At 59.7% G+C, this 13,595-nt stretch carries 13 protein-coding genes and 1 tRNA gene; 4 read left to right on the top strand and 10 right to left on the bottom strand.

Translation table 11 applies throughout. The annotated features are described in order from the left end of the window. The 6 genes from RMO89_RS15530 to RMO89_RS15505 all read right to left on the bottom strand — a co-directional run bounded on the left by RMO89_RS15530 (nt 1) and on the right by RMO89_RS15505 (nt 4,370). Nucleotides 1-714 carry a hypothetical protein gene (locus RMO89_RS15530; protein ID WP_310534246.1) on the bottom strand — a complete coding sequence of 238 codons (714 nt, stop codon included), beginning with the start codon at nt 712-714 and terminating at the stop codon, nt 1-3. Continuing rightward, on the bottom strand, nt 711-1,613 hold the full coding sequence (folD, locus tag RMO89_RS15525; protein ID WP_310534245.1) for a bifunctional methylenetetrahydrofolate dehydrogenase/methenyltetrahydrofolate cyclohydrolase FolD: 903 nt from the start codon (nt 1,611-1,613) through the stop codon (nt 711-713). Before folD ends, RMO89_RS15530 begins: the two co-directional genes overlap by 4 nt. Next, nucleotides 1,610-1,909, bottom strand: a complete 300-nt coding sequence (locus tag RMO89_RS15520; RefSeq protein WP_310534243.1) for a YggT family protein — start codon at nt 1,907-1,909, stop codon at nt 1,610-1,612. The genes folD and RMO89_RS15520 overlap by 4 nt, the downstream gene beginning before the upstream one ends. 101 nt (nt 1,910-2,010) lie before the next feature. Then, complete coding sequence (locus tag RMO89_RS15515; RefSeq protein WP_310534241.1) at nt 2,011-2,499, bottom strand: hypothetical protein; 489 nt, start codon at nt 2,497-2,499, stop codon at nt 2,011-2,013. Between the two features lie 50 nt (nt 2,500-2,549). Then, a complete protein-coding gene (argB, locus tag RMO89_RS15510) occupies nt 2,550-3,446 on the bottom strand; it encodes an acetylglutamate kinase (RefSeq protein ID WP_310534240.1) in 897 nt (298 codons plus the stop codon). 288 nt (nt 3,447-3,734) lie between these two features. Then, complete coding sequence (locus RMO89_RS15505) at nt 3,735-4,370, bottom strand: queuosine precursor transporter (RefSeq protein WP_310534239.1); 636 nt, start codon at nt 4,368-4,370, stop codon at nt 3,735-3,737. A gap of 331 nt (nt 4,371-4,701) precedes the next feature. Here RMO89_RS15505 and RMO89_RS15500 point away from each other — a divergent pair, with 331 nt between their 5' ends. Together RMO89_RS15500 and RMO89_RS15495 are read left to right on the top strand one after the other, a co-directional pair. Then, nucleotides 4,702-5,952: a nucleoside transporter C-terminal domain-containing protein gene (locus RMO89_RS15500; RefSeq protein ID WP_310534238.1), complete on the top strand. Its 1,251-nt coding sequence runs from the start codon at nt 4,702-4,704 to the stop codon at nt 5,950-5,952. Between the two features lie 119 nt (nt 5,953-6,071). Further along, entirely contained in the window at nt 6,072-6,443 is a 372-nt protein-coding gene (locus tag RMO89_RS15495; protein ID WP_310534237.1) for a thermonuclease family protein, read from the top strand. A 238-nt stretch (nt 6,444-6,681) separates the two neighbouring features. On the opposite strand, the gene RMO89_RS15490 is transcribed toward RMO89_RS15495, so the two are convergent. After that, entirely contained in the window at nt 6,682-6,864 is a 183-nt protein-coding gene (locus RMO89_RS15490; RefSeq protein ID WP_310534235.1) for a hypothetical protein, read from the bottom strand. A 170-nt stretch (nt 6,865-7,034) separates the two neighbouring features. Beyond that, nucleotides 7,035-7,457 (bottom strand): nuclear transport factor 2 family protein, encoded by a 423-nt coding sequence (locus tag RMO89_RS15485; protein WP_310534233.1) that lies wholly within the window; start codon nt 7,455-7,457, stop codon nt 7,035-7,037. Between the two features lie 328 nt (nt 7,458-7,785). Between RMO89_RS15485 and RMO89_RS15480 the strand changes: the two genes are divergently transcribed. Both RMO89_RS15480 and RMO89_RS15475 read left to right on the top strand, forming a co-directional pair. Continuing rightward, nucleotides 7,786-7,872: transfer RNA gene (locus RMO89_RS15480), tRNA-Leu, on the top strand. 241 nt (nt 7,873-8,113) lie between these two features. Beyond that, complete coding sequence (locus RMO89_RS15475) at nt 8,114-9,334, top strand: integrase arm-type DNA-binding domain-containing protein (protein WP_310534231.1); 1,221 nt, start codon at nt 8,114-8,116, stop codon at nt 9,332-9,334. A 189-nt stretch (nt 9,335-9,523) separates the two neighbouring features. Here RMO89_RS15475 and RMO89_RS15470 read toward each other — a convergent pair whose 3' ends face one another. Both RMO89_RS15470 and RMO89_RS15465 read right to left on the bottom strand, forming a co-directional pair. After that, complete coding sequence (locus tag RMO89_RS15470; RefSeq protein WP_310534229.1) at nt 9,524-11,647, bottom strand: hypothetical protein; 2,124 nt, start codon at nt 11,645-11,647, stop codon at nt 9,524-9,526. Next, nucleotides 11,644-13,386 carry a hypothetical protein gene (locus tag RMO89_RS15465; RefSeq protein WP_310534228.1) on the bottom strand — a complete coding sequence of 581 codons (1,743 nt, stop codon included), beginning with the start codon at nt 13,384-13,386 and terminating at the stop codon, nt 11,644-11,646. The genes RMO89_RS15470 and RMO89_RS15465 overlap by 4 nt, the downstream gene beginning before the upstream one ends. Nucleotides 13,387-13,595: the final 209 nt, after the last annotated feature.

The following is a 13,595-nucleotide window of genomic DNA, read 5'->3' as shown; positions in this document are numbered from 1 at the left end:
CTACTTCGCCGGAGCCTCGACCGATTCGATCACCACCGGGCTTTCGGCGCCGTCCTTCTTCCACGAAACGGAGAGGTTGCGCGCGTTATCCGGTTCGACCGTGACTTCCCACCACAGCGTGCCGTCGAGCGACTTGCCCGAGCGTTTCGCCGGATCAAGCGGCTTCAGGTCCTTCGCCTTCACATCCTCGAACCGGGGCGGCGGCCCTGCAGGACGCTTGCCGCGATCGGGGCAATCGGCGGTCTGGCCTGAGAGCATTTCCGGAGCCAGCAACGGCTCCTTCAGTTCGTCACCGTGATCGAGCACCCACTTGTACTTGCCGTTTTTCTGCCGCTGCCAGATCGTGGTGAACCAGCCGGTGGTATCCTTGGCACCTTGCCACGCACCGTGGCTGACCATCAGCGATCCGTCGCAGCTCGACCAGACGATGTGCGGTTGCCACTTTACCGATTGCGGCGGATTTGCGCGGCCTTTTAGCCACGCTTGCGCATAGACCATCTGCGGCACGAACATCACCGCATCGGCGGTCGCGTTGGCGGCGAAGGCCGTCCACTGGCCCTTTTCCTGTGCCAGCTGAGCAAAACCAACTTCGGCAGCAATCACCGCCGAGGGATTGGCGTAGGAATTGCGCATGGCACGCGCGTCGCGCTTGTCCTGCGCGCCGGCACTGGCGGCGAGCGCCAACATGGCAAGGCCAAGCGCGGCTTTCTTCACAGTGACGACTCGTCGAAGGCGATGCCGGCATTGCGGTGCGCGGCAACCAGCGTGTTGCGCAGCAGAACGGCGATGGTCATGGGGCCTACTCCTCCGGGAACAGGCGTAATGGCGCCGGCGACCTGAACTGCCGATGCATAATCGACATCGCCGACCAAACGCCCCTTGGTGGCACCGTCAGCGGGCGGCAGGCGGTTGATGCCGACGTCGATCACGGTCGCGCCCGGCTTGATCCAGTCGCCCTTGACCATTTCGGCGCGGCCCACGGCGGCGACAACGATATCGGCGCGCTTCACCACATCGGGTAGGTCCTTGGTGCGGCTGTGGGCAATCGTCACTGTGCAGCTTTCCGCCAGCAGCAGCGCCGCCATCGGCTTGCCGACAATGTTCGACCGCCCGATCACCACGGCATCAAGGCCGGAAAGCGAGCCGAGCTTGTCCTTGAGCAGCATCAGGCAGCCCAGCGGCGTGCACGGCACGAAGCCCGGCAGGCCGACCGACAGCCGGCCCGAATTGATGATGTGGAAACCATCGACATCCTTGTCGGGGCTGATCGCCGAGATCACTTCCTGCTCGTTGATGTGCGATGGCAGCGGCAGCTGGACAAGAATGCCATCGACTGCCGGATCGGCATTCAGCCGCTCGACCAGATCAAGCAGCGCGCCTTCATCGGTGTTTTCGTCCAGCTTGTGCTCGAACGAGTTCATCCCGCATTCGACGGTCTGCTTGCCCTTGCTGCGGACGTAGACCTGACTCGCCGGGTCCTCACCCACAAGCACCACGGCGAGGCCCGCCTTGCGTCCGGCGTGAACCTCGAACTGGGCGGCGGCCACGGCGATGCGGGCGCGCAGGTCTTCGGCGAAAGCCTTGCCATCAATCACGGATGCAGCATGTGTCACAGGTAAGTCATCGCATAGCGGATCAGCGCGCGGCGGATCAGTTCGAGCGTGAAGAGCAGCACCAGCGGCGAGAAATCCATGCCGCCGGTATCGGGCAGCAACTTGCGGATCGGGTTGAGGATTGGGTCCAGCAGACGGTTGATGCCCTGATAGACGTTAAGCAGGAAGGTATTCGATCCGCTGATCACGTTGAACGAGAACAACAGGCTGAGCACGACCATAACGATGACCAGACCCTGGAGGATCTGGCTGAGCATATTGAACGCGTCGAGAAAAATTCCAAAGATCACCGGCACCGGCGGACCCTTCCACTTTAGTGTGAACCCGCGCGCCTGATAGCGGCAGGCTGCGCCCGTGTCACCCGCGCAACACGCCGTCTCGTTGGATTAGGGCGCGGTCAGTTGCCCACCGCCGGCTTGAGGTCCGACATCTCGACATGCCACAGCCGGTCCTCGGGCGTAGATCCCGGCACCTCGTTGACGCGGCGCAGCCCGATGCGGCCGGTTTCCACCACGCGGCCTCCATCGCGGATCACGACCGGGGCGATGTAGATCAGCGACCCCGCCGCACCTTCGATGCGCGAAGGGTCGAAGTGGAACGACAACGCGGGATACTTGCCAAAATACGCACGCAGCGTGCCCGGGCTGGTTTCGGGAAAGCTGCCCCATGCGGCATCAGCGGCTTCCCAGTCATGCGCGGCGAGTGCGGCGCCGTAATAAGCAAGGACGCGCGCAGGGTCTTCGACTTGGGAGAGTGCCGCGTGGTCAAGCACGACTTTCGGTTTGGCGGGACTGGCTGCAGGGGCCTCGGCCTTGCGGTCGCAAGCGGACAGCGGGAGCAGCACGGCGCAGGCCGCGAAAAGCGCGATTGTTTTGCGGGTGTTCATCGCAGGGTTACGCGCGAACCCCGCGCATGTTCCCGGCAGCTTGAAGAACTCTAGGCGTGGATCAGCGTGCCCGCTCCCTTTTCGGTGAACATCTCGAGCAGCATCGCATGGCTCACCCGGCCATCGAGCACGACCGCCGCCTCGCACCCGGCCTCAACCGCGTGGACGCAGGTTTCCAGCTTGGGGATCATGCCGCCACTGATCGTGCCGTCTTCCCGCAGACCGGCAATGTCTGCCGGGGTCAGATCGGTGAGGAGGTTGCCCGACTTGTCGAGCACGCCATGCACATCGGTCAGCAGGAACAGCCGCGCCGCGCCCAGCGCACCCGCGATTGCCCCGGCCATGGTATCGGCGTTGACGTTATAGGTCTCGCCATCATCACCCACCGCAATCGGGGCGATCACCGGGATCATGCCGGCGGCGCAGATGGCATCAATGATCGTGGTATCGATCGTGGTCGGTTCGCCGACGAAGCCGAGATCGACAACGCGCTCGATCTGACTGTCCGGATCGCGCGCGGTGCGCTGCGCCTTGGTCGCGGTGACAAGGCCGCCATCCTTGCCCGAAATGCCCACGGCCTTGCCGCCGGCACCCGCCAGCCAGCCGACGATCTGCTTGTTGATCGCGCCCGACAGCACCATCTCGGCAATGTCGGCGGTTTCCTTGTCGGTTACGCGCAAGCCGTTGATGCGCTGGCTTTCGACGCCCAGCTTCTTGAGCATGGCATCGATCTGCGGACCGCCGCCGTGAACCACCACCGGGTTGATGCCGACCGCGCGCAGCAGGACAACGTCCTGGGCAAAGTCATGCGCGAGGTCAGGATCGCCCATGGCGTGGCCGCCGTACTTCACCACGAAGGTCCGGCCTTCGTAACGGCGCAGATAAGGCAGCGCCTCAACGAGGGTTTCAGCCTTGGTCAGCATTGCGGGATCGTGCGGATTTGCCATGGCGCGCGCCTTAGACCCTGTTTCGCTCAGTTGGAAGCGTCGTCATCGCGTCAGGCAGTTCGCTGGATAGGAGTGGCGTGCAGCAGGGGCTGGTTGCCCCTGCAATCGACGCGACGCAGCCAGCGGACTGCCTGACGCGACCCCGCAGGGGCGGGCCCAATTTGGCCCATCGCAGCGTCGATCGTCGGTCACTATGCGACGGCATGGCTCCCTCCTCTCTCCTCGCGCTGGGCCAAATTCGGCTCCGTGCCGATGCATCCAACTGAGCGAAACAGGGTCTGCTCCTTTTTACGCCGCGTCCACCCGCTTTGCCAGCTTCACTGCGGCCCAGATGATCAGCGGCACCAGCACGGCGGAAAGCACGACCTTGGCAATCATCTGCCCGGCCATCAGGTTGAGGATCGGCCGCTCGCCATAGAACGAGACCGAGATGAAGATCAGCGTATCAACGATCTGCGACAGCGCGGCAGCAATGAAGCCCCGTACCCCGGCGCCGCCAGCCGACCCGCGAAGCTTGTCGAAAATCCAGATATTGAGCGTGACCGAAATGCCATAAGCGAGGATCCCCGCCGCCATCATCCGCCACGACTGGCCAAGGATGATCGGAAACGCCTCCTTCGCGGGCGGATACATGTCCGGATCGGTCGGCAGGGTCAGCACAAACAGGCTGAGCAGGATCGCCCCGACCAGCGGGGCAAAGCCGAAACGCACAAACCGATCGGCCATCGCCTTGCCATGCATCTGCGCCACTGCGCTGGATATGCCGACGAGGGTGAGAAACGGGAAAATACCCGCCTCCACCGCCAGCGGGCCGATGGCGACCTGCTTGGCGCCGAGTACCCCGGCAATGGTCACCATGCCCCCATAGAACAGGGCGAGGAAGAGGAGCGACAGCGGCAGGGCGCGCGGGTTCGTTTCGGTCATGGTGGCGGGGTCTAAAGGGATGCGTTCCAGTTCCCAAGATTTTTCTCGCGCCCGTCCCCTATTCGTCATCCTGAACGTGTTTCAGCATCCATCGCGCCTTCGGGCCCCGCCGATTGTGAAGAAGGGCTGACCGGGCCGTTGGCTTCTGCTCTCGGCACCTGTGCGCCCGGCCAAATGGATCCTGAAACACGTTCAGGATGACGAGTTTCAGATTTCAAGGAGTTCCTGCGGACTGAGAGCCTTGGGGAAGGGTTTGCGACTGGGGCTATCCACCGCCGATTGCGCGCGTTAGTCTCACTCGAAACCGAAAGTGGCGGGGAGCCGAAGTCGCATGAATATCGTGAAGAGCCTGGCCGGCATGGCGCTGATCCTGCTGATCGCCTACCTGCTGTCATCGAACCGCAAGGCGATCAAGCTGCGGGTCGTGGGCGCCGCATTTGCCCTGCAAGCCGGGTTCGCCTTCTTGGTGCTGGCCACCCCGTGGGGCCGCGCGGTGATCGGCGCGATGTCGCACGGTGTGGTCAGCCTGCTTGGCTATGCGCAGGCGGGGATCGACTTCCTGTTCGGCAATCTCGCCAAGCCGGAACTCGGTGGCTACAGCTTCGCAATCTCGGCGCTGCCGGTGATCATCTTCTTCGCCGCGATCGTCTCGATCCTCTATTACATCGGCCTGATGCAGCTGATCGTGAAGTGGCTGGGCGGCGCGATCCAGTGGATCACCGGCATTTCCAAGGTGGAATCACTCGCCTCTGCCGCCAACATCTTCGTCGGCCAGAGCGAGGCCCCGCTGGTGGTGCGCCCCTACCTCGCCGACCTGCGCCCGGCGCAGATCTTCACTATCATGTCAGTGGGCATGGCCGGCGTCGCGGGCACGATCCTGCTCGCCTATGCCGCGATGTTCGGGGATCAGAAGGACTTCTACCTGCCCTACCTGCTCGCGGCGAGCTTCATGTCCGCACCGGGCGGCATCCTCATGGCCAAGATCATCATGCCCGATGAAGAAGGCGAATTGGGCCAGGACCCCGAGCTTGAGGGCGAAGTGACTTTTGGCGAGGAGAAGCCCGCCAACATCATCATGGCCGCTGCCGAAGGCGCGCAAACCGGCGTGAAGCTGGCGGTCGCGGTCGGCGCGATGGTCCTCGCTTTCGTCGCCCTGGTGGCGCTGGCCAACGGCATCCTTGGCGGCATCGGCGGCTGGATCGGCCGGCCGGACCTGTCGTTCCAGCTGATCCTCGGCACGATCTTCGCCCCGGTGTTCTGGCTCCTCGGCGCGCCTGACTGGGCAGAAGCCCTGCGCGCCGGCGGATTTTTCGGTACCAAAGTGGTGCTCAATGAATTCGTCAGTTTCATCGAGCTGGGCAAGACCACAGACCTCGCCGACACCACCAAGGCCATTGTCACTTTCGCGCTGTGCGGCTTCGCCAATTTCAGCTCGATAGCGATCCAGATGGCAGTGACGGGCGGCCTCGCGCCCAATCAGCGCCCGGTGATCGCGCGCCTCGGCATGAAGGCTCTGGCAGCCGGCAGCCTGTCCAACTTGATGAGCGCGGCGCTGGCCGGTCTGTTCCTCAGCCTGTTGTGACCTGTTCCTCAGCCTGCCGCAAATCGCAGAGTTGCGGGGCTGAACGCTCCGATTTGGCGGTAAACCAGGGATAAGCCCGGATGGCGCGGCGCTCCGTTCGGGCGCTGTTGCCCCGGGCTATGGCCCTTGCAACCCTAGCCGCCGCCCTCTTCGCTCTCTGCGCCGATGGCCCCCGCAACACCTGCGTCGTCGATGGCGACACCTTCTGGCTGGCCGGCGAGAAGATCCGCATCGCCGACATCAACGCACCAGAGACCCACGGCGCGCGCTGCCTGGACGAGCGCCAGCGCGGCGACAAAGCCACGATGCGACTGGCACAACTGCTCAATTCTGGCCGTTTCGAACTGGTCAACGGTGCCCGCACACATGATCGCTATGGCCGCCGTCTCGCCACTGTCATGCGCGGCGGCAGATCGCTTGGCCTGACGCTCGTCAATGAAGGCCTCGCCGAAACCTGGAAAGGCCGGCGCTCGGAATGGTGCGGAGTTTAAGTCAGATGTGCCGGATTGAACTTTGGGACGACAGCGAAAATGGTGAGCGGCCGAGACCCGGAGCGCAGCGTACTTACGGTACGTGAGCACCGGAAGCTCGGACGATCGCCATTTGCAGCCCGTCCCGGAGTTCAAGCCGGTACATCTTGGGGCCTCCCCCTCCGGTTGATGCTGCGTGCGGGAATCGGAGGGGGAGGCAGCGCGGAAGAAGGGCATCCTTCCGCGCGGGGAAGCTGGGTCAGCTTGGCGGGCGATAGGCGCGGCGCTTGCCGACGCAGGCCGGATCGCTGGGATCCCCGGCCATCAGCACCATCCCGGGTTGGGCTTGGCGAACTGCCTCAACTTGCGCAGGACAGCTGCCGCCAAGCCCCCGCGCCGCGACCACGCCAACCAGCGCCAGCGCCACGAAGGCTCCGGTCATGGCAAGGTCACGGCGACGGGAACGCCCGGAACGAGAAAACGGGGAAAGGAAAAGTGGGGACTGCACAGCCCCAAATTCACCGCCGTGGGTTAGCATGGAGTTCAAAGGCGCGGTGAGCGCGAATGGTTTCCCGCGTTAAGCGTGTTTGTTCGGCATGAGCCGCGCAGGCGTCAGAATCCCAGTCCGGGCGTAACGCCATGATGGAACGACCCAGCCCCATGAAACGCGCGCCGGGCAAAGCGCCAGCCCTCAGCCGTCCGCACCAGTTCGTCGACATAGATGCCGCCAACCATAACCGCCTCGTCGCGCCCGGCGAACTTGCCGTTCTCGCGAATGACCGATTGCGCGCCCGCCGTATCGCCAGCGATCTCGATCACGGCGGGAGCGTTGATCTGGACGAACCATTCGAACAGGCCGCGGAAGCCCTGCATGCCCTTTGCGATGGCTTCCGGCCCGGTCAGCGTCAAGCCGGAGCTGGCAACGTGCCATTCTCCGTCGCTTGCAAAAGTGCCGATGGCCATGTCCCAGTCGGGCCGGCTGACACCGACCGTGTAGCGATTGATCACCTGTTGGATGGCCCATTCGTCCGACATCGCGCCGCTCTCCCAAATGCCTGCTTGCCCCAGATCGCATCATTGCGGTGGCCGGGATAGCCTTGCTTTGCCGATACCACCGGCGGAGAGAGCTCCCGCGAGCCCGAAAACTGCGGAGGCGTGGCCCCAACCCCTCTGCTCACCCAGGACGAAAGCGATGCCGCATTTGGCATCGCCGAATGCCCCTTATGTCAGGCGATTGCCCTGCAATTCGCTGCGCCGGCACCGATGCGCTGACGCAAAGTCAACCTAGGCGTTGACAGGTGCCCCCACACCCCGCTATCGGCCCGCTCCTACCCAGCGTAGTGCACTTCAGCACTGCGCCCGTGCCCAGATGGCGGAATTGGTAGACGCACCAGCTTCAGGTGCTGGCGCTCGCAAGGGCGTGGAGGTTCGAGTCCTCTTCTGGGCACCATTTGTTCTCCCGAGAGCACACCAAAACCATCGACAAAACGGCAGAAATCTGCCATTCTGTCCTTGGTTCTGTTCCGTGGAGTTCAAGCTGGTTTCGTCCAGTTCCCCTCGAAACGGGCCATGAGATCGGGCTGAAATGGCCCGCATTTGCATGCATGGCCCGTGACGTTGGGCGACGCTGAAAGCGATCTGCCAGATGATCCCTGCGGAACAGTGTTCCAACCGAAGCAGGAGAATCGCTCATGGCATTATCAGACGTGCAAATCCGCTCCCTCAAACCGGCGGACAAACTCTACAAAGTCACCGACGAGAAGGGACTCTACCTCGAAGTCAGCCCGAACGGTTCGAAGCTCTGGCGCTACAAGTACCTCTACATGGGCAAGAACAAGCGGATTGCGCTTGGCCGCTATCCCGAAGTCGGCTTGGCCGAGGCGCGGCGCAGACGGCTTGAGGCGAGGGAGAACCTGGACAACCGGGTTGATCCCCTGGCCAATCGCAAACGCGAAAAGCTGATCGCGGTCTACCAGGCAGCCAACACCTTTGGCGACATGGCCAAAGAATATCTCGAAAAGATGGTCGGAGACCGACGCGCAGAAACCACGATTAGCAAGGCTCATTGGCTGTTGGAGCAACTGAAGCCGATTGCCGACCAGCCGATCACCTTGCTCAAGCCGGTCGACGTACTCGCTGCACTCAAGCGCCTCGAAGCACATGGCAAGTTTGAAACCGCGCGCCGCTGCCGTTCCTTTGCAAGTCGGGTGTTTCGCTACGGGGTTGCAACCGGTCGCGGTGAAACCGACCCGACCGCGATGCTGCGCGGCGCGCTTGTCGTGCCGAGAACAACGCACCATGCGGCGTTGATCGAACCCAAGGACGTGGGCGAACTGCTCAGGGCGATCGATGCCTATTCAGGCCATAAGGTAACCCGCCTTGCCATGCAGGTTGCCCCGCACGTCATGTCACGGCCCGGCGAGCTGCGAATGGCCCTGTGGTCGGAATTCGATCTCGAAGAGGCGGTCTGGAAAGTCCCGGCTGAACGAATGAAAATGCGCCGCCCGCACATGGTGCCGCTGTCCCATCAAGTGCTGGCCTATCTGGAAGAACTACGATCCCTCACCGGACCTGACGGATACGTCTTTCCTGCGTTCCACACATGGAAGCGTCCGCTAAGCGAAAACACCATCAACCAGGCATTTCGCCGCATGGGATATGGTGTTGGCGAGGTCACCCCGCATGGCTTGCGGACGACCGCCTCAACGCTGCTCAACGAGAGCGGGAAGTGGAGCCCCGATGCAATCGAGCGGTCCCTGGCACATGCCGACAAGGATGCCGTTCGGGGGATCTACAACCGAGGGAAATACTGGGAAGAGCGTGTTGCTATGCACCAGTGGTGGAGCGATTACCTAGACCAACTGCGGAGCGGTGATGCCATTTCGCCGATGAAGTACGAACGCGCTGCCTGAACTCTCTTGCCTTTTCGACGTCTGAGCCGGTCAAGATGGATCGGCTTAGACGTCTGAGATTGTACCAATCTGTTACGCTATTCATCTACAAACGAGGACATCAAGTCCAGGTTCTTCGGGCACTCTCTAGCGCCAGCTGCCTGTACATTGATCGGTCGCTACTGGTACCATTGACTTAGACTGGTATTGCTAAGCGACCAGCCTGAACTCCATTCCAATCTCTTCGAGATCCGCTACACTTGGCAGAGCCAGTTGCATTTCCTCAATCCAGTCTGAGACCCAGGCACGCTTATCTTGAGACCATGCGTCGTAGATCGGTCGCTTCAGCGATAGAGCGCGGACCCTGATCATTTCGTCAACGGTGGCACGTACTAAGGCAGGCACTCGAAGGCGGTTCAGTTCTGTCCTTACAAGATGCTCGTCGGCGCTCAAGTTATCGAAAATGGACCTGGCGAATCCCGGTGCACCTATCAGCGTTGGGCCGCGAGCGCCGATCATTGTCGTCAAAATTTCTTGCAAGCCCCGCGTAACAAAGGGGGCTGGCACAACGATCTCGTTGTTGATTGAGCGGCTGTGCCATGCCAGCAACACTCTGCTAACAGTACGATAGATATCGAGGAAATTCGGCAACCCGCCCAAATTCCCTCGGTTCGCGTGCCGTTCAAGGCGCATCTGGATGTGTCTTTGCACGAAAGCCCAGATCGCGTCGCGCAATTCGATCACTGACCCGCCGCTCGAACCGAATTCCCAATGATCGGGGATGTCGCCAGAAAACGGATCGCGCGAACGCCAACGCCCCCCTCCACCGCCAGGAGAATGGCTGTTGTCGTTGAATCGAATTGTAGTGTTGTTCATGAAATCGATGGCCGCATCGATGCCGTCGAGCGCATCGACATATTCGATCAGCCCGTCGCCGCTTTCCATGACTCGCTGTAGTCGATTACCCCCCGTGTTGGCGCCCGTTCGATCGCGTAACAATCGTGGGAGCTGCTTCACTGAACAGAGAGAGCTTTTCACTTCGTGGCCGTCGATCATGCTTTGCAATTGTCCGACGGCCGGTTGGTCGAATTTTGCCTGGTCGTCGTCCTTTAAAGACAAAGTAAATTCGGTCTTTGCCGGATCGATTTTCCACGAAAACGTTGGCAGACGCTCAGCACGTTTGAATATTCGAAGGGTAATATCGTCGGTCTTTGCGGGTATGGTCGCAGCCACCAAGAGATCGCCCTCGTCGGTCAGAACCAACGATTTTAGTTCAAGCCCGCACGATTCGTTCTCCTTCGTCGCACGCTCGTCGATTGCACCCGATTCAAAATTCTCTGGATCGATTAACGCGAAGGACAATTCATCCTGCTTCAGCGCCTTTGCCGGATTCTGCTTGGTTGAAAACCAAAGACATGCCTCGCTGTTGCCGCCTGCGAGCGCCGCATTCGACATGTTTGCACTACCGGCAAGCCAATAGGTGCAGGTCGCGGTCTGGAAGGCCAGTGCTTTTGCGTGGAGGTTTCGACCAACCTTATGTGAAGTCGCCGAAATCAATTCGATATTTCCCAGCTCTTCGCGAAGCGCAATGAAGCGCTTGATCGGTAGATTGCTGTAACCCGATTGGCTGATTAGTTCGATATAGGCGTTAGGCCAGAGGGCTCTTATACGCTCGACCATTCGGAGCTTTTTGTCGAAGAATGGAGCGAGCAGTACAACCTTGGTAATATCCTGACCGGTTAATCGGGCAATGATCTGCGGCCATAGCGGGCTGGCGTGGCTCGACAACAGTTCGATGTCCTGACTCCCGCCTCCTCGGTTGGTCAACCATGGGTGCGCTGCCCTAGCCTCATCGAAAATGTCCTTTTTCAGCCACTTCGACACAGGTCCTGCTTCTAGTGAGAAACGCTCAAATTGCTCAAATATCGAAGCTATGAGCTGGGCATTGGCACTTTGATTGTCGCCGATGGTCGATTCTACCGTTGAGATGAGTTCAAAGTTGTGGCCCGTTCCGGCGGAGGTGCAATTGTTGCTGCCAACTGATGCGAATGCCTGCTTATCGCCGATTGTCAGATATAATTTCGGGTGGAAAACGCCGTTCTCTCTGCTGATTGGAATTACGAAGTAATTTCGATCAAAGCCCGAGCCCTGCTTTCCGGTCGCGAGGATGTCGCTGTACCGATCACTATCGACGAAGACGACTACCGAAGCACCTTCAAACGCGGGTGTCGAGAGTATGCGCCGCTCGAAGAATTGCGGGTCGAATTCATATGTCGCGACAAACGCGAATTTGCCTCTAGTTTTCTTAAGTCGTTCCAGAAAATCGATGGTCATGACCCACCGCTTTCCAGGAAGGACTCAAGCATTGTGCGTCCATCGGGTGTCAGGCTCTGTCCCTCTTCCGGGTCGTTGACGATCAATCGCAAGTCCCGAAGTACCTGCATCGCGCTAGGAAAACGTGGGTTTCCCGGGTCTACATCATCGCGGATGAGATCCATCCCCACGATCATGGTCCCATCGACACGAAACAATGGCGGGCTTCCGCCAAAGCCTTTCTCGTAGCTCATCGTCTCGTGTTGGCGGACGACAAATCGGTTCAGCAATCGCGACATAACCTCGCGGTTTGGCAAATTCCACCAGTCGTTACCCAGATCTGTGGTGAGCGCCATTTCGACCGTCGGAATGGCGACGTCTGCGAACGGATGGATAACCTTCTTAGTGTTCCACCCCTTATGTGCCTCTTTAACGGAAGTTTTGTACCGAAGTAGCAAGGCGAAGAGCAATAATGTGGCCACCGCAGGACCAGCGAGCCCAGAGACCAAATCTTCTTCGACTAGCGAGGAGCGGAGTAACCGCTCGACCAACGGATTGGCTTCGAAAACCTTGGCAGCGGCACAATCTATTTCAAGCAAGGCCAACGATTCTGTCGGCGTAAGGTCCATAAAAGGAATTGGCAATTCGATCGCCAGGTACTCACCCAAAGCCGATCTCGCCTCAGCGCTGTTAAACGCTTCGAGAACCTCTCCAACGGTCCTGCCTGCCGGATGATGGCGGATTGCACGCACAAGTCCGGCCAATAAGGACTCGAGCGCTGTAGTTAGATAGTTATGGAAATGAAAGATTCGCCACCGCTCTGATATGTCCTCTAGTACTGGCGGGGTTTTCACTGAAGTCACCTCGCCTAATTCGTCGGAAATTATGCGGTAGTATGTCAGGTCATCGAATGATTGCGCATCGAGCGTCACTCCAGCTTCGTTGGTAACGTCAACTGCCCATAAAAGGAGCAGCAAACTCATGCGGCGGCGAAAATGGGAATTGTGCTGATCGTCGCTTTGGGCCGCAAAGAACAAATCGCGCAGGGGCAAAAGATCAAATTTATCAGCATATCGCAATTCACAAAGTCCGGATGCAGCTCCAAACTCCGCAAGTACATCGAGATCTACGGAGGAAATCTTGGTATGTATGTTATTAAATTCGGTTTTTGCTACGGCGCGACCAAAAGATTCTGCTATTTTTTGACCTCTGGGAGATAGACGTCCCGACTGTAGAGAAGTTGATCCTTCCGCTTCGTCCTTGACCGCCGCCTCACCTGGATCTGTACTTTCTTCGAACATCCCGAGATTGATCAACGAGCCTTTATATGCGTCGAAGCCGCTGGTATTATCGCGCAAATGGTTCCACTTAGTAAGATCAATTGTACCCTTGGTTCGTTGCGCAACAAAGTCCACCGCTCGGTTTGAGCCCTGTAGTGATCCTCCATCACATGGACGTCCCTCATGATGGAGTACTGCACCCAGGGTCATTGCCCGCTCATCGACAAGCACGAGGCGCATTGTCAGATCCAAGTTGTCCGAGGTGCCAATTCGCTCTTGGGCGCGTTGGAAGGCCCAGGGAAAGAAAGAGTAATACCGAGCGCGCGGCGTGATTGACGTGATACAATGAAGCAATTCGGCACCAAGCCGGGCGCCCACTCGAAGTGTCATTCCGAGCGGATCGCCGGTGCCGGAGGACGGTAATTCACTGTTCCAATTTAATAGTGCAATACCATCTGGAAGTCGGTTTAGATTCAGCAAATGCCCCCCAATCTTTAGAAGTTGACTCGAACCCTACGCCACGATCCCGACATCAAAAAAGTCACAACTTTCGCATCATGATTGCATTTTGGCGCCAGATTTCAAACACGATATGTTTCCAATATCGCCCAGTTCGTTACGCACCGCGCAGGGCCTTGCCGCCCATTCATCGTTCTTAGGAATTAACGTTTGATGGGCAGCAAGGCCGG

Source organism: Novosphingobium sp. (assembly GCF_031424035.1).
Taxonomy (GTDB): domain Bacteria; phylum Pseudomonadota; class Alphaproteobacteria; order Sphingomonadales; family Sphingomonadaceae; genus Novosphingobium.
This window is presented reverse-complemented; position numbering and strand designations above follow the sequence as displayed.

What these genes read in the sequence shown, in the direction of transcription:
- RMO89_RS15500 (WP_310534238.1), top strand. Translation starts at nt 4,702, where the DNA reads ATGAATATCGTGAAGAGCCTGGCCGGCATGGCGCTGATCCTGCTGATC.
- RMO89_RS15470 (WP_310534229.1), bottom strand. Translation starts at nt 11,647, where the DNA reads ATGACCATCGATTTTCTGGAACGACTTAAGAAAACTAGAGGCAAATTC.
- RMO89_RS15475 (WP_310534231.1), top strand. Translation starts at nt 8,114, where the DNA reads ATGGCATTATCAGACGTGCAAATCCGCTCCCTCAAACCGGCGGACAAA.
- RMO89_RS15505 (WP_310534239.1), bottom strand. Translation starts at nt 4,370, where the DNA reads ATGACCGAAACGAACCCGCGCGCCCTGCCGCTGTCGCTCCTCTTCCTC.
- argB (WP_310534240.1), bottom strand. Translation starts at nt 3,446, where the DNA reads ATGGCAAATCCGCACGATCCCGCAATGCTGACCAAGGCTGAAACCCTC.
- RMO89_RS15490 (WP_310534235.1), bottom strand. Translation starts at nt 6,864, where the DNA reads ATGACCGGAGCCTTCGTGGCGCTGGCGCTGGTTGGCGTGGTCGCGGCG.
- RMO89_RS15515 (WP_310534241.1), bottom strand. Translation starts at nt 2,499, where the DNA reads ATGAACACCCGCAAAACAATCGCGCTTTTCGCGGCCTGCGCCGTGCTG.
- RMO89_RS15495 (WP_310534237.1), top strand. Translation starts at nt 6,072, where the DNA reads ATGGCCCTTGCAACCCTAGCCGCCGCCCTCTTCGCTCTCTGCGCCGAT.
- RMO89_RS15485 (WP_310534233.1), bottom strand. Translation starts at nt 7,457, where the DNA reads ATGTCGGACGAATGGGCCATCCAACAGGTGATCAATCGCTACACGGTC.